Raw genomic sequence first — 20,191 nt, forward strand, 5'->3', positions numbered from 1 at the left:
TTGCGCCGATTGTAAGGAAAGCCAGGGAAGTTTCGCTACGGTCGGGAGGAACGAAAACCGTGGGGCCGGTTTTGGGCAGGGCGCACAAATCCGCTGTCGGACGGAGGTCCGGAGAGGGAGATTCGGGGGAAAAGCGGGGGTGGACACGGAGGGCGCCCACCCCTGGTTGCCTCAATACACGTGGAAATACCGCTCGATCTCCCAGGCGCTGACGTGGCGGCAGTAGGCCTCCCATTCCAGCCGCTTGGCCTCGAGGAAGCGCTCGGCCGCCAGCGGGCCCAGGGCCTCCTGGATTACCTCGTCGGCCTCTAAGGCCTCCAAGGCCTCCCCCAGGGTGGCCGGCAGGCGCTGGATCCCCCGCGCCTCCAGCTCCGCCGCCTCCATCGGGAACAGCTCCTCCTCCACCGGCGGCGGGAGCGGCAGCCGTCGCTCGATGCCATCCAGGCCGGCCGCCAGCATGGCCGCGAAGGCCAGATAAGGGTTGCAGGCGGGATCGATGCTCCGCAACTCGATGCGCGTGGATTGATAGCGCCCGGGCTTGATGGCCGGGATGCGGATGAGGGCGGAGCGGTTGATGCGGGCCCAGCTGACGTACGGCGGCGCCTCGAAGCCCCCCAGCAGCCGCTTGTAGGAGTTGACCAGCGGGCAGAGCACCGCGCACATCCCCCGGGCGTGGGCGATCTGCCCCGCCAGGAAGGCCTTGGCCAGGGGCGAAAGGCCGTAATCGTCCTCCGGATCCGCGAAGGCGTTCCCCCCATCCTCCCGGCGGAGCAGGCTCTGATGGGTGTGCATCCCGGACCCCGCCCGTCCCTCCAGGGGCTTGGGCATGAAGGTGGCGTGAAGGCCGTGGGCCTGGGCGATGTGCTTGATGACCAGCCGGGCGGTGACGAGGTAATCGGCCATGCGCAGGGCGTCCGCCGGTTGGAAGTCGATCTCGTGCTGGCCGGGGGAGATCTCGTGATGGCCCGGCCCGGCCGGGATCCCCAGGGCCCGCAGGGTCTCCACCATCTCGCAGCGGACCCGGTAAGCCAGATCCGTGGCCAGATCGAAGTAGCCGATCTCATCGTGGGGGGCGGGGGCGAACCGCTCCCCCTCGGCGCGGAAGAGGTAGAACTCCAGCTCGGGGCTCACCACGTAGGTGTAGCCCATGCGGGCCGCCCGCTCCATCACCCGGGCCAGCACCGCCCGGGGATCCCCGGCGAAGCGCTCCCCCCGCCGGTTCACCACCCAGCAGATCACATGGGCCGTCGTCCCCTGCCCCCGGGTCCAGGGCAGGATGGTGAACGTGCTGAGGTCCGGCTTGAGATAGAGATCCGACTCCGCCACCCGGGCGAACCCCTCGATGGCCGATCCGTCAAACCACTTCCCAGTCTCGATGGCCTCGGGAAGATCTTCCAGGGGGATCGTCACCCCCTTCGGCGCCCCGAGGATATCGGTGAAACGCAGAATGACAAACCGGACGCCCGCTTGGCGGGCTTCCTCAAGCACGCGGTTCGGATCCACTGCCGGGCTGTGCATGGGACCTCCTCAACATGGGTCGGATTTTGAGGGCCAGCTGCAATCGGAAACAATCCTCCCAGCGTCGCAAATCCATCCCGGTGATCTCCTGGATCCGCCGGAGCCGATAGGCCAGGGAGTTGCGGTGCAGGAACAGGCGCTCGGCCGCGCGCTGCAGGTTCCCATCGCAGGCGAAGAAGGCCTCCAACGTGGGGATCAGCTCGGCGTGATGCTCCCGGTCATATCGCTCCAGAGGGCCGAGGACCTGCTCGTAGAACTCCTCCAGGAGCTCGCTCTCCCGCAGGGGGTAAAGGATGCGGTAGACGTCAAGCCGCGCGTAGGCCAGGGTGCGGTCCCCCCCCAGCAGGGCCTCCACCATCTGCACGGATTGGACCGCCTCGCGGAAGGAACGGGCCAGGCCGGCGGGGCCGGCGTAGACCCCGCCCACCCCAGCCGCCAAGCGCGAGAGGCCCAGGGCGCGGGCCAGCTCCGCCCGCAGGCCCTCCACCACGGCCTCCGGATCCGCCTCCCCACCCGGAGGCGGGAACACGAAGGCAATCCCCTCGGCCATCGGCTGGACCCGACAGCGGGGGAAGCGGGTGGTGAGGCGGCGGATGGCCTCGGTGAGGCGCTCCGCGTTCCCCTCCGCCTCCGGTGCCCGGAACACGGCCACCGCCGCCGGCTCCTCGATGGGCTCGTTGAGGATGCGGGCCCGACGGCGGGCCTCCGCCTCCGGGAGCTCCCCGCGCAACACCTGGGCCAGGAACTCCCCCCGGACCCGGGCCTCCGCCGACCACAGCGAACGTTCCCGGATCAGCACCAAAGCGCAGGCCGCGGCCGCCTGGGCCACCGCCAGACGGTCCCGCTCGGTGATCCTCCCGGTAGTCCCGAGCAGACAGATCGCTCCGACCGGCCGCCGCTCTAAGAGCACCGCCCCGGCCAGGCAGATCCGCCCCGCGGCATCCGGCCCGAACAGGGCCACCGGGGGCTCCCCTCCTTCCTCCCGCAGGGGCAGGCGCCGCAGCCAAGCCCGACGCTCCGGGATGCCCGGCGGGGGCTCCGGGGGCCCGGGGAGGTCCGGCCACGGGCTCCCCTCGGCGTCCTCCAGCCACGTCCGTTTTCCTGTCGCTTCCTCCAACGCCCGCAGGATGGCCGGGAGCCCCTCGCCGGTCAGGGCCGCCTGCTGGAACCGGCGCTGGAGCTCCCGCTCGATCTCATAGAGGGCCTCCCGGCGGGCCGTGATGAAGCGGGCGATCTGATTGGCCAGGTCCGCCAGGCTGATCCCTTCCGGCAACGCCAAGAGCGGAAGGCCCGCCTCATCGGCCAGCGGGCCCCAGTCCTCCGGGGCCGGCCCGACCACCGCCAGTCCGGCCGCCTCCCGCTCCAGGGCCACCTCTAGGAGGGCGGGGAACGAGAGGGGGGGCTCCCGCATGAAGAGCAGGTCGACCGAGAAGAGGAGGAGGTCCCCGCGCTGGATCGCCGTCCGCGCGGGGAGGGTGCGGAGCAAGGTGGCCCACGTCACCTCGCGGTCCATCCCGTCCCGGCCGCCGAGCACCCGCGTCCCCGACGGCAGGGTGGTCTCCACCAGCTCCCGTAACGGAACCCCACGCATAGACCGTTCGTTCTTCTCCATCGAATAAAGAAAGGAGATCCATCTACATCCGGTTCACGAAGCCGGACTCGCCCTTCACCTTCGTGCCCACAAAGAGATCCCGAAAGGTGGAGAAGAACGCCTTCTCCTTGCTCACTGCTATCTCCTGTTCCTGCCGGGGGTGAAGCCATGAGGAACGCCGGAAGACTCCCGTTTCAAGCGCCGCGACCATTGGTATTATAGCCGCGGCCGTCCTCCGGAGGCCCGAGCGACGGGGTGAGACCTTAGGGAGAGCCGAACAGACGCCGCTCCACCTGATCCCAGGCCGCTTCCAGTTCCGGCAACGGTGTATCCTCCCCAGTCAGCCGTCGTTCAGCGGCCTGCCGCTCCAACGGGATGAGCGTCTCCCGAGCGGCCCGGAGCATCTCCTGCAGCGCCGCCCGCACCGCCGCCGGATCCCCCTGCAGGGCCCGCTCAGAACGGGCGAAGGCATCCGCGTAATCGAAGGCACCCCGGAAGAACTCCTCCAGCCGGGCCTCTAAGGCTGACCCTGCTTCCGGGGATCGAAGCTCCCCCAACAACGGGCAAAGGTCCTCCCCCGGGATCAGGTCCGCGCAACCGAGCTCCCGGGGCGAGGGCGGACGCCAGGCAGTGACGGCCGCCCGCAACAGGCCCCACTCCAGAGCCAGATAATACCGGGCCCAGCGCGGAGGCGGATCCTCCATGCGGGGCCGAGGAAGCGGGACCACCGTAGTGCGTGCCGACAAGGGGATCCTCCGGAACCGCTGAGGAAGGATCTGCAGGACCGCTCGCAGGCGTGCCCGGTGTGCCTGATCCGGGGATCGAGCCATCGCCAAGATCACCAACGATGCCGTCTGCTCCGGCCGCTGGGCATATCCCCCCAGGATGTTCGCCACATACGGCGCATCGATCCCCCGCTCCTCCTTCAGACGGGCCGCCTCCTCCACCACCCGCTCCGTCAGCGAAGGCCGGATCCCCCGCAAGCATCCGCCGGGATCCGAAACCATCTCCCCACATGCGAGGGCCTGAGGCATCCACGCGGACCACGCCGCCGGAAAGGCCGCCTCCCACAACGCCTGGAAGGGGATCCCCTCCAGGGGGGAGGAAGATGGCGTCGGGGATGGGTGAAAGCGACACCCACCGATCAGCAGAAGCGTTCCCAACAACCCCCACCTCATCACTTTCGACATCGACCTCCTCCTGAAGCACTCTGAATCGCCGTCCGGCCCGGATGTCCTCCATGGTATTCGGTTCGGGGATCCAATGGAGCCGACACAAGAAGCACGAGCCGTCGCGTCCCTCCGGGGAAAACTGGAAGGCTGCGCGCCAGGCCGCTCCCTTGCCTTTTCCCTCCGAAGAAGGCAATATTGCTTTTTTAGAAGATAGAGTGGTGCGGGATGCGCAGCCGGGCGGGTGGCGCGACGAAGGAGGCAGCGATGCAACCCTGGGCGTATCCGTTGGACCTCCCTCGGATCCGATCCTGGTGGCAGCGGTTCGTGGAGCGCCGGGAGCTGAACCCGGCCCTGGACCCGCTGGTGGCGGCCCCGTGGGCGCGATGCGCTCCTCGCATGAACCCCCAAGCCCCCCCAGCCCTTCCCTGTCTGGATGAGGGAACCCTGGAGCGGGTGCGGCTCACCCTCTTTGATCTGATCGCCACCGCCCGACCGCTGATGGAGGATCTCCATCAGTTCACCGAGGGCTCGGGGCTGGCCATCGCCCTCTTCGACCCCGCCGCGTGCGTGCTGGACGTCCTGGGGGACGCGGGGATCGTCCGCGCGGCGGAGGCGGTGGGGCTACGACCCGGGGTTTATTGGAGCGAGGGCCACGTGGGCACCAACGCCTTCGCCCTCGCTCTCCTGGAGCGCACCCCCGTGCAGGTCGTCGGAGCCGAACATTTCGTTGCCCTCTATCATGACTGGGTGACCACGGCCGCTCCTATTTACGGCCTGGACGGTCAGCCCCTGGGGGCGATCGGCGTGATGGCGCCGGTGGAACGTGCCCAGCCAGACACCCTGGGGATGGTGATGGCCGCCGCCCGGGCCATCGAGAACCAGCTCCAGGCCGCAGAGAACCTTCAGGAGAGCCATCAGTATCTCGCTGAGCTCCAGGCCATCCTGGAAGCCATCGATCAGGTGGTGATGGTCCTGAACACCCGGGGGGAGATCGTCCGCCTCAACCGCACGGCGGCCCGCGTGCTGGGCCTGGATCCCTCCGGGATCCTGGGACGCCCGCTGAGCAGCCACATCCAGCTCCCCCCTGCCCTCCAGAACGCTCTCATGGACCCCCAGGTCCACCTGGAGACCGAGGCCGCGCTGCTCATCGATGGGGCACCCCTGGAAGGCTGGCTGACCCTCCACGCCGTTGCGGAAGGCCGGCATCATCTGGGGTGTGTGCTCACCTTCCGCCGGAGCGAGCAGATCCACCGCATGGTCGCCCGACTGGTGGGGGCGCAGGCGCTGATGACCCTGGCCGACATCCCCGGCCGTTCCCGGGCCATCCAGCAGGTCCGCCAGCAAGCGCGGGCGGCGGCGCGCACCAGCCTCCCGGTCCTCCTGCACGGGGAGCCGGGGACCGGCAAGGGGGTGCTCGCCCGGGCCATCCACAACGCCAGCACCCGGGCCAGCGGGCCTTTCATCGCCGTCTCATGTCGAGCCATCCCGCGGGAGCTGCTGGCGATGGAACTGCTGGGCGTGGAGGGCGGGACTTTTCGGAACGGGCCGTCGGAAGGGCGGCCGGGGAAGTTCGAGCTGGCCCACGGCGGAACCCTCTATCTGGACGAGATCGAGGCGCTGCCGCTGGAGCTGCAGGCCGCCATCCAGCGCATCCTGGAGACGGGGGAGGTGATGCGCCTGGGCGGCCTGCGCCCCATCCCGGTGGACGTGCGTCTGATCGCCTCCTCCTCGGCTCCCCTGGAGCAGCTGGTGGCGGAAGGGCACTTCCGGGCCGATCTCTATCACCTCCTCGCCAGCATGGCCATTCACATCCCGCCCCTGCGGGAGCGGCCGGAGGACATCCCGCTCATCGCGGAGGCGGTGTTCCGCCGCCTGCGCCGCGGATCCGGGCGAACGTATCGGCTCACCGAGGCGGCCCTGCAACAGCTGAAAGCCTATCCGTGGCCGGGGAACGTGCGGGAGCTGGAGCACGTCCTGGAGCGGGCTGCGGCGTTGAGCGAGGACGGATGGATCGACGTCATCCACCTCCCGGAACGGATCGTGGGCGGAACGGACCCGGAGCGCCCGCCGGATTCCGTCCGACCCGTGGAGGAGCTGGAACGGGAGGCGATCCTGCGGGCTGCGATCCGGTATCGTGGGCGTGTGGGGGCGATGGCGGCCGCCCTGGGCCTCAGCCGCACCACCCTGTGGCGCCGCCTGAAGCGCTACGGCATCGACCCGGCCGCCTTCCGGGACCGCAAGGAGAAAGCGAAAGGTAGGGGCGAAAAGTCTTTCGCCCCTACCCGGTGATGGACACCTGTCGGAAGCGAAGGCCCTGGCTATGGAACGGTGTCGCCGTAAGCCGAAATTCATTTCGGCGGCCATGCGGAGCCGCGACCTGCGCCTCGCAAAATCGAAGGGGAGGAGCGGGGCGAAGGTCTCTTGCTGGAAGCGAAGACCTTTAAGGGTGGGATGAGGTCATCTTTGGCCGAAATAAATTTCGGGATCCGCCCTTCGAGGCGTTCCCGCCTCCACCCTGCTGGAGGGAGCATCGCCTTCGATGACTCGCTGGCTCCTCATGCTGATTTCGGGGCTTTACCTCATCCTGGCCTGGAACTTCGCACGGCAGACGCCGCCGTGGCAGGTGCCGGATGAGCCCGCGCATTACAACTACATCCGCTTCATCGCGACGGCCGGCCGCCTGCCTGTCCTCCGGCCGGGGGATTACGATCAGGAATACCTGAGCGCCATCGTCTCCAGAGGCTTCCCGCCGGAGCTTCCCATCGATCCCCTGCGTTACGAGTTCCACCAGCCCCCGCTTTACTACCTGCTGGCCGCTCCCCTTTTTTTGCTCTTCGGAGGCCAGCTCTTCCCCCTTCGCTTGTTTTCGGCCTCCCTGGGCCTTCTTCAGGTCCTCCTGGCTTTCGCCGCAACCCGTCGCCTGTTCCCGGAACGGCCAACCTGGGCGCTGGGGGTGGCGGCGGTCTTCGCCTTCCTGCCCCAGCACGTGGCGATGAACAGCGGGGTGAACAACGACGCCCTGGCGGAGGCCCTGATCCTGGGGCTCTGGGTGCAGCTGGCGAAGGAGCTTCAAGGCCATCGCCCGCGCACGGCGTGGATCGGGGGCCTGCTCTTAGGGGCCGGCTTCCTGACCAAGACCACCGTCTACCCGATGGCGCTGGTGGTCCTGGTCGCCGTGGGGGTGCGGATCGCTGCGGATCGCGCCCCGCGGGCGGAGGCGATGCGACGCCTGGCGCGCTGGCTGCTCCCCGCCCTCCTCCTGGGAGGGATCTGGTGGGCGCGCAACGCCCTCACCTATGGCTGGCCGGATCTGCTGGGGCTGCAACGGCACGATCGCGTGGTGGTCGGGCAGCCGCGGACGGCAGAATGGATCGCCCGTTACGGGCTGGCGGCGACCCTGGATCGCTTCCGCGCGTTCACCTTCCAGAGCTTCTGGGGGCAGTTCGGCTGGATGGGGGTGGTGCTGGAGGCCCGATGGTATCTTCTCTTCGCCTGGCTGACTGTGCTGGGGCTGCTGGGCCTGGCCCTGCACCTGGGGCGGGAGGGCCGGCGCTCTCCGGTCTGGGGATGGCCCGGGCGGCTTCTGGCGTTTCACCTGCTGCTCACCGCCGCCGCTTACATCGGGTATAACCTCTCCTTCGTCCAGCATCAGGGGCGCTATCTCTTCCCGGCCCTGCTCCCCATCGCCCTGGGCCTCACCGTGGGGTGGCTCGCGTGGCTGGAGCGGCCCGCGGCGGATGGGCTGGCCGGGGCCTGCGGCCTGGGGATCCTGATCCTGGGGCTCGCGGGGATCCTTGGAAGGGATCTTCCGGCCTTCCCCATCCTCCTGATGATCGGGACTGGGCTAGTCACTCAGATAGCGTCGCGATTCCCTGCCCTCCGCCCCGCCCTGGCCCTACTCGCTTGCCTCGGCGCCTTCGCCCTCGATCTCTACCTCGCCCTCCGGGTAATCCCCTCGGCGTTTTGAAACGAACACGGCTTAGCGCACATCACTCTTCCAACACCCGATAGGTGGCGTCGATGACCTCGCCGCTCCGGGTGGGGGGACGCTCGGCCGGCGGGGCCAGATCCAGCAACACGCGAAGGGCCAGCAACGCGAGAACCAGGTCATCCAGAGAGCCCAGGCCGGGGATCATCAGATCGGGCATGAAATCGATGGGAGAGAGGATATACAGCAACACCAACAGGGGGAGCGCCTTGACCCAACCCGGCGTCCGGGGATCCCGCCACAATCGCCAGATCCGCCACAGATCCCGTATGATCCGCCCCCAGGATCCTCCACGGCCCATCCTTTCACCTCCTGCGCACCTCGGAAACCGAAGGGGCTGGAGGCGCCTCTCCAGCCCCTGGGACCGACTTCTGTAGTTGGGAGATTACGTCTGGGTTCGGTCACTCCTCTGCGGCCAGGCGCACCACCATCTTGAAGATATCAGACTCGGTGATGATCCCCACCACACGGCCGTCCTCCACCACCGGGAGGCCGCCGATCTTGTGCTCCAGCATGAGGCGCGCCGCCTCATAGATCGGCGTGTCCGGCGTGACGGTGATGACCTTGCGGGTCATGATCTTATCGACGGTGAGGCGAGCGAGGAGGTAGTTCAGCTCGAAGATGCTGAGGGAAGTGGCATCCGAAGGCGAAGCCTCCCGCACATCCCCCAGCGTGACGATCCCCACCAGATGCCCGTTCTCATCCACCACCGGCAGACGGCGGATGCGCTTCTCCTTCATGATCTGATGGGCTTCGGGCAGGGTCGTGCGCGGGGAGATGGTGATCGGATTCGGGGTCATCCAGTCCCGCACCTTGTATTGCTTGAGGACGCTGGCCATGGGAAACCTCCGGGCGCAGGATGTCCGTAATCAGTATAACACGATCTGGAAAAGAGGCGGCACAGGCATCAAAAACAGAAGGGCAGTGTCAAGCAGGTTTCGGGTTATGGGATCCGTCCCTCCGCTTTCCGACCTCGAAACGCATCGCTCAGGAGGATGGGGGAGAGACATCCGCCGGGGAGGGATGGTAATGGCCTTCGATCCAAAGCTCGCCGTGCGGGCCCCGCTCTTTCTTCCAGATGGGAACGATCTCCTTCAGGCGGTCGATGCCGTAGCGGGCCGCTTCGAAGATCCCCTCATGGCGATGCCCCGCGGAAACGGCCACCGCCACGGTGACCTCCCCCACCGCCATGCGTCCGATCCGCTGGACCAGGGCGATGCCGCAGGCCAGCGGCCAGCGGGCCCGGATCTCCGCCAGGACCTGGCGCATCTTGGCCTCGGCCATGGGGCGATACGCCTCATACTCCAGGGCCTCCACCTGCCGGTCGCCCTCCTCCCCGCGCACCACCCCGACGAACAGCGCCACCGCGCCGGTTCGGGGGGTGGTCACCGCTCGCACCAGCGCGTTCAGATCGATGGGCTCCGCGGTCAGCGCGATGACCTCCGGCGGTTCGGGATCCTCCCCGCCCCCGCTCACCGGCGGGAACAGGGCCACCTCGTCCCCGGGCCGGACGTCATCTTCCGGGAACGCGAACTCGTGGTTGATCGCCACGACGGTGGAGGGCAGGTAAGGCTGAAGGCTGGGGTAGGCCTCAGCCACCGCGCGCAGCAGATCAGCCACGGAGGCCCCATCCGGGAGCCGCACGGTGATCACCTCTCGGCCGGCGCGATCCTTCAACGTGGCGAACAGGCGCACCTGCACTTCCATCTCCATGGCGGGCCTCCCCCTCACGGTTCCAGGACGAGATCGCCGCTTCGTCCCCCGTGCTTTTCGATCAGGCGGATGTTGGTCAGGCGCATGCGCCGATCCAGCGCCTTGGCCATGTCGTAGATCGTCAGGGCCGCCACCGCCACCGCCGTGAGCGCCTCCATCTCCACGCCGGTGCGGGCCACCGTCTCCACCTGCGCGGTGATCTCCACCCAGGGAAGGGGATGCGCCTCATCGGGATCGTGAAGGGCGAAATCCACCTGAACCCGGGTGATGGGCAGGGGATGGCACAGGGGGATGAGATCGGGGGTGCGCTTGGCGGCCATGATGCCCGCGATGCGCGCCGCCGCCAGCACATCCCCCTTGGGGAGACTCCCCTCCCGGATGGCGGCCATGGTCTCCGGAGCCATCCAGACCTCTCCCCGGGCGACCGCCACCCGGTGGGTCTCCGGCTTCTCCCCGACGTCCACCATCCGCGCCCGGCCGTGCTCGTCCAGATGCGTGAGCATGGCATCCCCCGGTTTAAAAATCCACCATCTTCCCCTCGTAGGCATACAGCAGCAGGTGCTCCACCTCCTCCGCCGTGGGGGACCTCGGGTTGGTCAGCGTGCTGGGGTCCTCCAGGGCGTATTCCACCAGAGTGGGGAGATCGGCCTCGAAGTCGTCCCTCGGGATCCCGCAGGCGGCGACGGTCTGAGGCTGCTCCAGGGTTTCGAGCAGCTCCAGGACAGTCCGGGAGAGCTGGAAAGCCGCCTCGGGGCCGTTGGGGCTCGGCCGTCCGATGGCCTGGAGGAGGTGGGCGTAACGATCCGCAGCCACCCGGGCGTTGAACTCGATCACATAGGGGAGGAAGAGTCCCACCGCCCGGCCGTGGGGGATGTCGAAGCGGGCGCCCAGGGCGTGGCCCAGGCTGTGGGCCAGGCCCACCATGGCGTTCCCGAAGCCGATGCCAGCCATCGTGGCCGCCAGGTGCATATGGGCGCGGGCCTCGGGATCCCGGGCGCCGTCCCGGTAGGCGCGAGGAAGGTAAGCGAAGATCAGGCGGGCCGCGTGCAGGCACATCGCATCGCTGAACGGGTTCCGCCAGGTGCTGACGTAGCCCTCCAGGGCGTGGCTCAGGGCGTCCATCCCGGTGTCTGCGGTCAGGCGGGGCGGCAGATCCATGGCCATCGCGGGGTCCACGATGGCGATATCCGGCATGTTCTCCCGGGAGCCCACGCCCAGCTTGCGCCGGGCTCGCGGATCCGTGAGGACGATGGCCCAGGTGGCCTCCGAACCGGTGCCGCTGGTGGTGGGGATGGCGACGAGGCGGGCGCGACGCCGCAGGCCCAGCGGCTCCATCGGGCTGATGGCCAATGGGTCGAGGTCCGGCCGTTCGAAGAGCACCCAGATCGCCTTGGCGGCGTCGATCACGGAGCCCCCTCCCACGGCCACGATCCAATCTGGGTTGAAGGCCCGGATCACATCAGCTCCGATGCGGACCAGGTCGACGGTCGGGTTGGGCTCCACCATGTCGAACACGTGGACCTCCATCCCGGCCCGGCGCAGGTGCTCCTCGACCTGCCGGACCAGGCCCAGGCGCCGCAGCTGGGCGTCGGTGATCACGAAGGCCCGCTGTCCCCTCAGCTCCTCCAGATAGAAGAGGGCGTCCTCACCGAAGACGATCTCCGGGGTCTTGAAGAACCACATCAGTCTCCACCCTCATGCGCTGCGCATGGGGAAAACGCTTTGAAGCCCTTTCAGGCGATGAAGTCAGTAGGCACGCGGGTGCAGCAAAGCACCAGCTCCTTGGCCGCCCGCACGTTCCGCATGATGTTCACCATGTTCCCTTTCAGCTTGATGCGGCCGGTGACCAGCGCCTGGATGGGATCCAGCTTCCCCTGGATGACCTGCTTCCACACGGAGTAGGGGGCGGACATCCGGTAAGCCGGGTTGCGGGTTGATTCATCTGTGACCTCGAAGGCCTCGCGGCACCGCCCGTGCCAGAGGTCCATATACAGCACGACGGGCTTCGTCAGGGGGCCTTCGGGCTCCACGACGAAGTAGAAATCACCCTCCCAGTTCTTCGCGGCCTCGGCGTAGCCCGGGCTGCGGTTGACCTCCTCCATCAAGGCCTTGATCCACGCGTCGGAGGGAAAGGGGATCCCCATCGCGAGCCTCCTGGTGTTCGGCGATCCCAAGACTACGGAACCTGCCTTCGGCTCAATGCCTCATGCCTTCTCCTTCGCGGCCTCCCGCTCCCGCCGCGCCTGCTCGATGATGGTCTGGGCGATGTGATGAGGGACCTCCTCGTAGTGGCTGAAGGTCATGCGGAACACGCCGCGGCCCTGGGTCAGGGAGCGCAGCTGGGTGGCGTAGCGCTGCATCTCCGCCAGAGGGGCCAGGGCGATGATGACGCTCTTGTCGCCCTGCTGCTCGATGCCCTGCACCCGGGCCCGGCGCGTGTTGAGGTCGCTGATCACGTCCCCCGTGAACTGCTCCGGCACGATGATGGTGAACTGCATGATCGGCTCCAGGAGGACGGGGCCGGCCTGCTGGAAGGCCAGCTTGAACGCCTCGCGCCCGGCGATCTGGAAGGAGATGTCGTTGGAGTCCACCGGGTGCTCCTTGCCGTCGTAGACGGCCACGCGCAGATCCACGATGGGGTAGCCGGCCAGCAGCCCCTGCTCCATCACGCTCCGGATGCCCTTCTCGATGGAGGGGGCGAAGTTGGAGGAGATCGCCCCGCCGAAGACCTCCCAGACGTATTCGAAGCCGCCGTCCCGCGGCAGGGGCTCGATGCGCAGGTGAACCTCGCCGAACTGCCCGGCCCCGCCGGTCTGCTTCTTGTGGCGATACTGGGCCCGGGCCACCTTGGTGATCGTCTCCCGGTAAGGCACCTTGGGGACGCTGGTCACGATCTCCACGCCGAACTTGGTCGCCGCCCGACGGACGGCCACGTCGATATGGGCATCCCCCATGCCCTCCAGGATGGTCTGATGGGTGGAGGGCTCCTGGCGGAGATGGAGGGTGGGATCCTCCTCGCACAGGCGCTGGAGGGTCGGGATGAGTTTGGCGGAGTCGGCCTTCGTCTTCGGCTCCACCGCCACCGCATAGAGCGGCGTGGGATAGACAGGCGGGGCGATGCGCACTGGATGGCTGCGATCGCAGAGGGTGTCCCCGTGGCCCGTCACGTTCAGCTTGGGGACTGCCCCGATGTCCCCGGCGACCAGCTCCGGAACCGGGATCTGCTCCTTGCCCCGCATCACGAAGATCTGGGCCAGCCGCTCGTCCTGTCCCTTGTTCGCGTTGAAGAGATGGGAGTTGGAGCGAACGGTCCCCCGGAAAACGCGGAAGTAGGCCAGTTTCCCGACGAAGGGATCCGCCGTGATCTTGAACACATAGGCCACGGTCGGCCCGGCCGGATCCGGCTGAATGGCTTCCGGCTGCCCGTTGGAGACCGGCACCGCCTCAATCGGCTTCGCCTCCAGGGGCGAGGGAGCCAGCTGGACCAGCAGGTCCAGCAGGGGGCCGATACCGATGGTTGAGAAGCCGGCCACACAGACCACCGGGACGATGCGTCCGGTCAGGAAGCCGGCCTTCAGGCCCCGCCGGATCTCCTCCTCCGTCAGCTCGCCGCCCTCCAGGTATTTCACGATCAGCTCATCATCGGATTCGGCAGCGGCCTCCATCAGGCGCATCCGGGCCTCCTCCGCCTCCTCCCGCAACGCCGGCGGGATCTCCCCGGCCTCCCCGCGGGGGCCCCGGCGCGCTTTCATGGCGATGAGATCCACCACCCCTTCGAAGGCTGCCTGGCTGCCGATGGGGAGCTGGATCGGGACGAAGTTCGCCTTGAAGGCCCGCTGCAGGCTCTCCAGGGCTCGCTCGTAGTTCGCGTTCTCCCGATCCATCTTGTTGATCACCGCGATGCGGGGCAGGCCTCGCTCCTCCAGGGCCGCCCACGCCTGCTCAGTGCCCACCTCCACACCCGCCACGCTATCCACCACCACCAGCGCGCAATCCGCCACATGCACCGCGCTCTTCATCTCGCCCACGAAATCCAGATATCCGGGAGCGTCCAGGAAGTTGAGCTTGTGGTCAGACCATTCGATGGGGATCAGGGAGGTGTAGATGGAGAGGCGGCGACGGATCTCTTCCTCATCGAAATCGGAGACGGTGTTGCCTTCCTCCACGCGGCCCATGCGGGTGGTCGCCCCGCTGATGAACAGCATCGCCTCTGTCAGGGTGGTCTTGCCGGATCCGTTGTGGCCGACCAGCACGATGTTCCGCAGGTTCTCTGTGCGATACGTCTTCATCGTGCCTCCCCCTCTGTTAGAGGATGTCCCCGATCCGCCCTCGAGGCGGAAGGTTTCTCACCGCCTCCTGCTTTTTCCGGCCTCCGTCCGTTCCTTCCGCGCCGGCGAAGTCTGATCCCTGAGCCAATGAGCGCGCGTTCAGAGGAGACCTTTCCACAGCCCATCTATAGTTTAACCCAGAGCGCCATCCCCGGGGTTCCACTGCCCCCAGCCGGGCCCTTTCGGGACCGCTCTCAATTCCGTCCATCCGCTTCCTGCAACCGGCGAAGCAGACGGGTCTCCAGGTCCTCCTCCAGCTGGGGAGGGCCAAGAGGCTCCTGGTGACGCCGGATCAACGCCACCGTGAGGGGGTCGCACCCGGCCGCCTGAGCCCAGGCCGCCCCGATCTCCGGATGGGCCCGATACCGCTGGACCCGCGCGGCCCAGCGGCGAAGCAACGGGAGCTGCCGGAAGATCCGCCGCCAGGAGGGTGGGCACAGGGCCTCCGTCAGCACCAGCAGGGCCCGCTCCCAGGGGGAGAGGGGCGCGGCGGCTTTCCCCACATCGTGAAGCAACGCCGCTTGCAACAGCGCCGGGTGCGTCTCCCCCCACTCCAGCAAGGTTCGCAACACCGCCAGGCTGTGACGCTGGTCGCCGCGCGGCATCCGCCAGAACAGGGCCTGGGCCTCCGGAGGCAGGAACCGCGCCACCAGGGCCTGATCCTCCTCCCGGATCCGCGCCCCCAGCGCCCATCGGAACTGCCGCCACCGATAACGCCATCCACTCATCTTCGCCGGACTTGCCTGCCTGGCCTGAAGCCGGAGGTTGAAGTCTTGAACGATCAGCTCTTTCCCTCCAATGATTCGGAGATTTTAATGCAAGTCAACTGCCTGCGGTTGCCCTGCTGGAACCAGTGGCGCAACGGCGAGAAAGATCGATGCGGTAGGCGCGGCTTCCGCCGCGACCATTGTGTCATCGAGAATCGGAGGTTCGGAGTTATCGAAGCGGCTTTCGCCGCAACCCTTGTGTCATTGAGGACGGGAGTTCGGGGCTAAAGCCCCTCCTACAGAGGCGGAGGGTTCGAGGTGGTGAGAGCGGCTTCATCCGCTCCAGCGCAGCTCGACGCCAGCGGCGGCCTCCCGGGAACGGCCCGTCCCCCTCGATGCGGGTAAAATGGAGCCAAGCCTGAAACGCGGCGAGCGCGGAAACGCCCGCCCGTCCCGATCCCTCGAAGGTGGTCCATCAACGCCATGGCTTCATCCCAAGGAAGGGGCATCCGTCCGCCCCGCGTGTTGATCGTGGAAGATAACCCGAACGAGGCCCGGGCGCTGCATGATCTGCTGGTCTGGAACGGATTTGAGGTGGCCCTGGCGGCCACCGCCCGTCAAGGCTGGAGCCGGCTGCGCTCCTGGGGTCCCGATGCGGTGGTCCTCGACCTGGGCCTGCCGGATGCGGACGGCTTGACGCTTTGCCGGGCGATCAAATCCGACGCCCAGCTCCGGGACCTCCCGGTGCTCATCCTCACCGGCCGCTCCGCGGTCCGGGAGCTGGTGGAAGGCCTGCGGGCGGGGGCGGAGGATTACGTCGCCAAGCCCTACGATCCGCGGGAGGTCCTGGCCCGGTTGCAGGCGCTCCTGCGCCGGGGCCAGCGCATCGCCTCCCTCAAAACCTATCACTTGCAATGGTGGAATTTCCTCCGAGCCTTCGTCCCTTCCCCGATCCTGCAGGCGCTCCAGAAGGCCCCGCAGGAAGTGGTGGGCCCCGCCCGGATGCGACCCCTCAGCATCCTAACGGTGACATGGGGCGGGCTCCGGGAGCGACTTCGCGAGGCGGCTCAGGATGGCCGGCTCCCGGCCGGGACGCTGGGCCAGGCCCTGAACCGGCATCTGGAGGTATTCCACACGAGCATCCACGCCGAGGGAGGATCCCCTGCGCCCATGGTGGACGAGGTGACGATGGCCTGGTTCAACATCCCCCTCCCCTGCCCGGATCACGCGGTGCGGGCCCTGCGGGCCGCCCTGGTCCTCCGGGAGCGGATCCGCCGGCTCCACTCGGAGCTCCCCCCTGGCCTGCGTTTCGTCCCCGGGATCCTGCTGCACCGGGGGAACGCCCTGGTGGGGCTGATGGGGGGATCCGGCTACCGGCACTACGGCGCCTTGGGGGAAGCGGTAGAAGCCGCCCGGCGGCTGGCGCTGATCGCTCCCCCCGGGGAGATCCTCCTCACCCCCACGTTCTACGAGGCCGTCCAGGGCCTTCTCCCCGCCCAGCCCTGGACCGAGGCCCCCGCTTTCCTCCGGATCCCCCTTTACCGGGTTTCCACCGGAAGCCACCCGCTCTCCCCCTCGTCCTCAACGGAGAAGCGAGGAAGGTGAACGATGCCGGCCGGCGTGTCCTCCCGCATTGAAGTCTTGCCTCCGGAGGTGGCCGCCCGGATCGCGGCGGGGGAGGTGATCGAACGGCCGGCCTCCGTGGTGAAGGAGCTGATCGAGAACGCCCTGGACGCGGACGCCACCGCGATCCAGGTCGAGATCCGGGAAGGGGGCTTCGCCTGGATCCGGGTGGCCGATAACGGGACCGGCATCCCCCGGGATCAGCTCCCGCTGGCCCTGGCCCGCTTCGCCACGAGCAAGATCCGCAGCGTTGAAGATCTGACCCGCGTGCGCACCCTGGGGTTCCGCGGCGAGGCCCTGCCCAGCATCGCCGCCGTGGCGCGGGTGGAGATCCTCACCCGCACCGCCGAGGAGACCGAGGGCACCCGTCTGCTCGCGGAGGAAGGGCGGATCACGATGCAGCCGGCGGCCAGCCCGGTGGGGACGGCCGTCACCGTGCGGGACCTTTTCTACAACACGCCGGCCCGCCGGCGCTTTCTGAAATCCCCTTTGCGGGAGGCCGAGCGGGTCCGCGAGACCGTTTATCGCTACGCCCTGGGCTATCCCGAGGTCGCCTTCCGCCTCCTGGTGGATGGCCGGGAGGTCCTGATCGCGCCCCCGGGGACCGCCCGGGAGCGGGCGGCGCTGATCTGGGGGCGGGAAGCCGCGGAGGAGCTGATCCCGGTCTTCTGGGAGGCGGCGGACCTGCGCATCACCGGCCTGATCTCCCGGCCCACCCTGGGTCGCTCCTCGCGGGCCTTTCAATACTTCTACGTCAACGGGCGCCCGGTGCGCAGCGGGCTGCTGGCTGTGGCCCTGGAGCGCCCCTACGCCGGGCGGCTCCCGCCGGGGCGCTATCCCCTGGCGATCCTGCACATCGAGCTGCCCCCCGCCTTCGTGGACGTCAACGTCCATCCCCAGAAGGCCGAGGTGCGCTTCTCCCAGGAGCGCTCGGTTTACTGGGGCGTGAGCCGGGCGGTGGAAACCGCCCTCTCCGGATTCCCCTCGCCGGAGATCCCGCCTGGCTTCTGGCCCGGGGGGATGCCGGAGCTCCCCGCCCGGCCTCTGGCGGAACCCCTGGAAGGATACCGGCCCGCCTCCCGCTGGCGCGCCCTGGGGCAGCTGTTCCGGAGCTACATCCTGGCCCAGAGCGAGGAGGGCCTGATCGTGGTGGACCAGCACGCCGCCCATGAGCAGGTGCTCTTCGAACGGCTATGGTCCGGAAGCTCACCGGTGGCCCTCCCCACCCCTGCCGTCCTCTCGTTCTCCGCCCGCGAGGCGGAGCGGCTGGAGGCAGAGCTGGATGGGATCCGAAGCCTGGGCTTCGACATCGAGCCCTTCGGGGGGAACGCCTTCGTGATCCGCGCCGTGCCGGCCCCGCTCTCCGGGCAGCCGGTGGAGGGATTGCTTTCGGCAATCCTGGAGGAGCTGCAGGCCACCCGGCGGGACGCGGGGGATCTGCGCGAACGGCTGGCGATGCGGCTGGCCTGCACGGCCGCCGTGAAAGCGGGGGACGGCCTCTCCCCGGAGGAGATGCAGGCCCTGCTCGACGCGCTCCAGGAAGCCTGGTCCCCCAGCACGTGCCCCCACGGCCGCCCCGCCTGGTTCCTGTTGGATCGGGAGGAGATCGAGCGCCGTTTCCTTCGCCGGTGAGGGCTCAGGAGTCGGAGGTCTTCGATCCCGGATCCCCGCCCGATTCGGCCCCCCACACGCGCACATCCCCTACGCGCCGGGTGATCCCCAGGGCGTCCATCTGTTCCAGCAGGGCGACGGCGACCCGCCGGCTGGTCCCCAGCAGATCCCGGGCCTCGGCCGCGGAGATGGTGCCGTGGGCCTGCAGGTGCTCCCGGATCCGCGCCACCGCCTCGTTCCAGGTCTCTGGTAGCATCACGAGCTCCTCGCCGAGCCGGATCAAGCGCCCCTCATCCAGCAGGGCCTGCAGGAGCTCTCGGCCCAGGGCGGCCTCCGCCTCCTTCCAGGTCGGGGGATGCCACGGATCCCGGCGGAGCCCTGTTAGCCATGTTTCCACCTGTTGACGCTGCGCCTCGGTCAGGCGGATGGTGAAGCCGGGGCGCCGGATCAGCGGGCCGATCTCCTCGATTTGACCCTCCCGCAGGGCCGCCTGCAGCACGGCCTCGAAGATCGGGGCTGGCCAGCCGAGGCGACTGCGGGCTTCCTCCCGGGGCATCCCCCGGCGGAGGGGGTTCTCCCGATGATAGGCCTCCACCCGTTCCACCAGCTGCCCCACGGCCCGGGCCTGCCAGTCGGGGGCCGCCCAGAGGTCCCCGGCGAGCGGGATGGCCTCCCCGCGTTCGGCCAGGGCCTCGAACCACCGCCGCACGGTCTCCGGCGGCAGAGCCAGGCGCCGGGAGGCCTCCGAGAGGGCGAGGGATCCGGCCTCCTGCAGCCAGACCCGCAGCCGGGACGCGGGGTCCGCGCGGTGAAGGGCCCGGAGGGCCGTGAGGACCTCCGGGCGGAGCCGGCGGTGGCGGCGAGCCGGATGGGCGTCCAGGATCTCCCCACCCCCCAGGGTGATGGAGGGCGAAGGCCAGCGGAGGATGAAACGATCCCCCGGCGCGGCGATCGTGGGGCGGCTCAGCACCAGCTGGACGAACCCCATCTCCCCGGGGGGCAGGATCTCCCGATCCAGCAGGCGGACCCGGGCCATGATCTGGGCTGCCCCGTGGAAAAATTTGACTTCGGCGAAATGGGGAAGCGGCCGCGGGGATCCCTCCCAGTGGATCAGCGCGGCGTCGAGGAGCGCGGTGGGCGCGAACCGCCCGGGGACCGTCACCCAGTCCCCCCGGCGGAGCTCCTCCGGCGAGACGCCGCTCAGGTTGATGGCCACCCGGGAGCCCGGGAGGGCCTGCTCCACCCGTCGGCGGTAGGATTGCAGCCCCCGGATGCGCGCGCGGCGGCCGGAGGGCCAGATCTCGACCTCATCCCCAACGCGAAAGCATCCGTCCCGCAGGGTGCCGGTCACCACCGTCCCGAAGCCGGGCATGGTGAAGACCCGGTCGATGGACAGGCGAGCCCGGCCCAGATCCGGCGGGGGCGGCTGGCCCTCCAGGGCCTGCTGCAGGGCCCCCACCAGTGCCTCCAGGCCGGCCCGGGTGCGGGCGGAGACCGGGACGATCGGCGCGGTCTCCCAGCAGGTCCCCCGAAGCAGGGCGCGGATCTCCTCTTCCACTAAGGCCTGCCACTCCGGGTCCACCAGATCGATCTTGTTCAGGGCGACCACGCCTCGGCAGACCTCGAGGAGAGTGAGGATGGCGAAGTGCTCCCGGGTCTGGGGCATCACCCCTTCGTCGGCGGCCACCACCAGCAGGGCGGCGTCGATGCCGCCCACGCCGGCGAGCATGTTCTCGATGAAATCCAGGTGGCCGGGCACGTCCACGATCCCCACCGTCTCCCCGTTCGGCAGGGTCAGCCAGGCGAAGCCCAGGTCGATGGTCATCTCCCGGATCTGCTCCTCCTTCAAGCGATCCGGGTGGATGCCCGTCAGCGCCTCCACCAGCGCGGATTTCCCGTGGTCGACGTGGCCTGCGGTGGCGATCACCGGCATGGCGGCT

The 20,191-nt window shown here is 68.7% G+C and carries 16 protein-coding genes; 4 read left to right on the forward strand and 12 right to left on the reverse strand.

The window, feature by feature from the left end:
- Positions 1 to 171: 171 nt before the first annotated feature.
- The 3 genes from CFB18_RS12380 to CFB18_RS12390 all read right to left on the reverse strand — a co-directional run bounded on the left by CFB18_RS12380 (position 172) and on the right by CFB18_RS12390 (position 4,299).
- Positions 172 to 1,518: a glutamine synthetase family protein gene (locus CFB18_RS12380; protein ID WP_088572108.1), complete on the reverse strand. Its 1,347-nt coding sequence runs from the start codon at positions 1,516 to 1,518 to the stop codon at positions 172 to 174.
- A complete protein-coding gene (locus CFB18_RS16330; protein WP_159461744.1) occupies positions 1,481 to 3,109 on the reverse strand; it encodes a helix-turn-helix domain-containing protein in 1,629 nt (542 codons plus the stop codon). The genes CFB18_RS12380 and CFB18_RS16330 overlap by 38 nt, the downstream gene beginning before the upstream one ends.
- Positions 3,110 to 3,372: 263 nt before the next feature.
- Complete coding sequence (locus CFB18_RS12390; protein ID WP_088572110.1) at positions 3,373 to 4,299, reverse strand: hypothetical protein; 927 nt, start codon at positions 4,297 to 4,299, stop codon at positions 3,373 to 3,375.
- 246 nt (positions 4,300 to 4,545) lie between these two features.
- Between CFB18_RS12390 and CFB18_RS12395 the strand changes: the two genes are divergently transcribed.
- Together CFB18_RS12395 and CFB18_RS12400 are read left to right on the forward strand one after the other, a co-directional pair.
- Positions 4,546 to 6,570 carry a sigma-54-dependent Fis family transcriptional regulator gene (locus CFB18_RS12395; protein ID WP_159461745.1) on the forward strand — a complete coding sequence of 675 codons (2,025 nt, stop codon included), beginning with the start codon at positions 4,546 to 4,548 and terminating at the stop codon, positions 6,568 to 6,570.
- Positions 6,571 to 6,820: 250 nt separating this feature from the next.
- Positions 6,821 to 8,248 (forward strand): glycosyltransferase family 39 protein, encoded by a 1,428-nt coding sequence (locus tag CFB18_RS12400; RefSeq protein WP_088572112.1) that lies wholly within the window; start codon positions 6,821 to 6,823, stop codon positions 8,246 to 8,248.
- 22 nt (positions 8,249 to 8,270) lie between these two features.
- Here the strand turns inward: CFB18_RS12400 and CFB18_RS12405 are convergent, their stop codons facing one another.
- From CFB18_RS12405 to CFB18_RS12440, 8 genes are all read right to left on the reverse strand, one after another.
- Positions 8,271 to 8,570, reverse strand: coding sequence for a DUF1232 domain-containing protein (locus tag CFB18_RS12405; RefSeq protein ID WP_088572113.1), 300 nt, complete (start codon positions 8,568 to 8,570; stop codon positions 8,271 to 8,273).
- Between the two features lie 100 nt (positions 8,571 to 8,670).
- Positions 8,671 to 9,108 carry a CBS domain-containing protein gene (locus tag CFB18_RS12410; protein ID WP_088572114.1) on the reverse strand — a complete coding sequence of 146 codons (438 nt, stop codon included), beginning with the start codon at positions 9,106 to 9,108 and terminating at the stop codon, positions 8,671 to 8,673.
- Positions 9,109 to 9,256: 148 nt separating this feature from the next.
- Positions 9,257 to 9,982: a molybdenum cofactor biosynthesis protein gene (locus tag CFB18_RS12415; protein WP_088572115.1), complete on the reverse strand. Its 726-nt coding sequence runs from the start codon at positions 9,980 to 9,982 to the stop codon at positions 9,257 to 9,259.
- Positions 9,983 to 9,996: 14 nt separating this feature from the next.
- Positions 9,997 to 10,485: a cyclic pyranopterin monophosphate synthase MoaC gene (gene moaC / locus CFB18_RS12420; protein ID WP_088572116.1), complete on the reverse strand. Its 489-nt coding sequence runs from the start codon at positions 10,483 to 10,485 to the stop codon at positions 9,997 to 9,999.
- A gap of 13 nt (positions 10,486 to 10,498) precedes the next feature.
- On the reverse strand, positions 10,499 to 11,665 hold the full coding sequence (locus CFB18_RS12425; protein WP_088572117.1) for an iron-containing alcohol dehydrogenase: 1,167 nt from the start codon (positions 11,663 to 11,665) through the stop codon (positions 10,499 to 10,501).
- A 50-nt stretch (positions 11,666 to 11,715) separates the two neighbouring features.
- On the reverse strand, positions 11,716 to 12,126 hold the full coding sequence (locus CFB18_RS12430; RefSeq protein WP_088572118.1) for an SCP2 sterol-binding domain-containing protein: 411 nt from the start codon (positions 12,124 to 12,126) through the stop codon (positions 11,716 to 11,718).
- Positions 12,127 to 12,186: 60 nt separating this feature from the next.
- Positions 12,187 to 14,271: an elongation factor G gene (fusA, locus tag CFB18_RS12435; protein ID WP_088572119.1), complete on the reverse strand. Its 2,085-nt coding sequence runs from the start codon at positions 14,269 to 14,271 to the stop codon at positions 12,187 to 12,189.
- A gap of 233 nt (positions 14,272 to 14,504) precedes the next feature.
- Positions 14,505 to 15,038 (reverse strand): HD domain-containing protein, encoded by a 534-nt coding sequence (locus CFB18_RS12440; protein WP_088572120.1) that lies wholly within the window; start codon positions 15,036 to 15,038, stop codon positions 14,505 to 14,507.
- Between the two features lie 462 nt (positions 15,039 to 15,500).
- Between CFB18_RS12440 and CFB18_RS12445 the strand changes: the two genes are divergently transcribed.
- Positions 15,501 to 16,622 (forward strand): response regulator, encoded by a 1,122-nt coding sequence (locus CFB18_RS12445; RefSeq protein ID WP_088572121.1) that lies wholly within the window; start codon positions 15,501 to 15,503, stop codon positions 16,620 to 16,622.
- Positions 16,623 to 16,625: 3 nt separating this feature from the next.
- Positions 16,626 to 18,272 (forward strand): DNA mismatch repair endonuclease MutL, encoded by a 1,647-nt coding sequence (gene mutL / locus CFB18_RS16335; protein WP_088572122.1) that lies wholly within the window; start codon positions 16,626 to 16,628, stop codon positions 18,270 to 18,272.
- A 4-nt stretch (positions 18,273 to 18,276) separates the two neighbouring features.
- Here the strand turns inward: mutL and selB are convergent, their stop codons facing one another.
- Entirely contained in the window at positions 18,277 to 20,184 is a 1,908-nt protein-coding gene (selB, locus tag CFB18_RS12455; RefSeq protein WP_088572123.1) for a selenocysteine-specific translation elongation factor, read from the reverse strand.
- Between the last annotated feature and the right edge of the window lie 7 nt (positions 20,185 to 20,191).

It is taken from the genome of Thermoflexus hugenholtzii JAD2 (assembly GCF_900187885.1).
Lineage (GTDB): Bacteria > Chloroflexota > Anaerolineae > Thermoflexales > Thermoflexaceae > Thermoflexus > Thermoflexus hugenholtzii.

What these genes read in the sequence shown, in the direction of transcription:
- CFB18_RS12380 (WP_088572108.1), bottom strand. Translation starts at nt 1,518, where the DNA reads ATGCACAGCCCGGCAGTGGATCCGAACCGCGTGCTTGAGGAAGCCCGC.
- CFB18_RS16330 (WP_159461744.1), bottom strand. Translation starts at nt 3,109, where the DNA reads ATGCGTGGGGTTCCGTTACGGGAGCTGGTGGAGACCACCCTGCCGTCG.
- CFB18_RS12390 (WP_088572110.1), bottom strand. Translation starts at nt 4,299, where the DNA reads ATGTCGAAAGTGATGAGGTGGGGGTTGTTGGGAACGCTTCTGCTGATC.
- CFB18_RS12395 (WP_159461745.1), top strand. Translation starts at nt 4,546, where the DNA reads ATGCAACCCTGGGCGTATCCGTTGGACCTCCCTCGGATCCGATCCTGG.
- CFB18_RS12400 (WP_088572112.1), top strand. Translation starts at nt 6,821, where the DNA reads ATGACTCGCTGGCTCCTCATGCTGATTTCGGGGCTTTACCTCATCCTG.
- CFB18_RS12405 (WP_088572113.1), bottom strand. Translation starts at nt 8,570, where the DNA reads ATGGGCCGTGGAGGATCCTGGGGGCGGATCATACGGGATCTGTGGCGG.
- CFB18_RS12410 (WP_088572114.1), bottom strand. Translation starts at nt 9,108, where the DNA reads ATGGCCAGCGTCCTCAAGCAATACAAGGTGCGGGACTGGATGACCCCG.
- CFB18_RS12415 (WP_088572115.1), bottom strand. Translation starts at nt 9,982, where the DNA reads ATGGAGATGGAAGTGCAGGTGCGCCTGTTCGCCACGTTGAAGGATCGC.
- moaC (WP_088572116.1), bottom strand. Translation starts at nt 10,485, where the DNA reads ATGCTCACGCATCTGGACGAGCACGGCCGGGCGCGGATGGTGGACGTC.
- CFB18_RS12425 (WP_088572117.1), bottom strand. Translation starts at nt 11,665, where the DNA reads ATGTGGTTCTTCAAGACCCCGGAGATCGTCTTCGGTGAGGACGCCCTC.
- CFB18_RS12430 (WP_088572118.1), bottom strand. Translation starts at nt 12,126, where the DNA reads ATGGGGATCCCCTTTCCCTCCGACGCGTGGATCAAGGCCTTGATGGAG.
- fusA (WP_088572119.1), bottom strand. Translation starts at nt 14,271, where the DNA reads ATGAAGACGTATCGCACAGAGAACCTGCGGAACATCGTGCTGGTCGGC.
- CFB18_RS12440 (WP_088572120.1), bottom strand. Translation starts at nt 15,038, where the DNA reads ATGAGTGGATGGCGTTATCGGTGGCGGCAGTTCCGATGGGCGCTGGGG.
- CFB18_RS12445 (WP_088572121.1), top strand. Translation starts at nt 15,501, where the DNA reads ATGGCTTCATCCCAAGGAAGGGGCATCCGTCCGCCCCGCGTGTTGATC.
- mutL (WP_088572122.1), top strand. Translation starts at nt 16,626, where the DNA reads ATGCCGGCCGGCGTGTCCTCCCGCATTGAAGTCTTGCCTCCGGAGGTG.
- selB (WP_088572123.1), bottom strand. Translation starts at nt 20,184, where the DNA reads ATGCCGGTGATCGCCACCGCAGGCCACGTCGACCACGGGAAATCCGCG.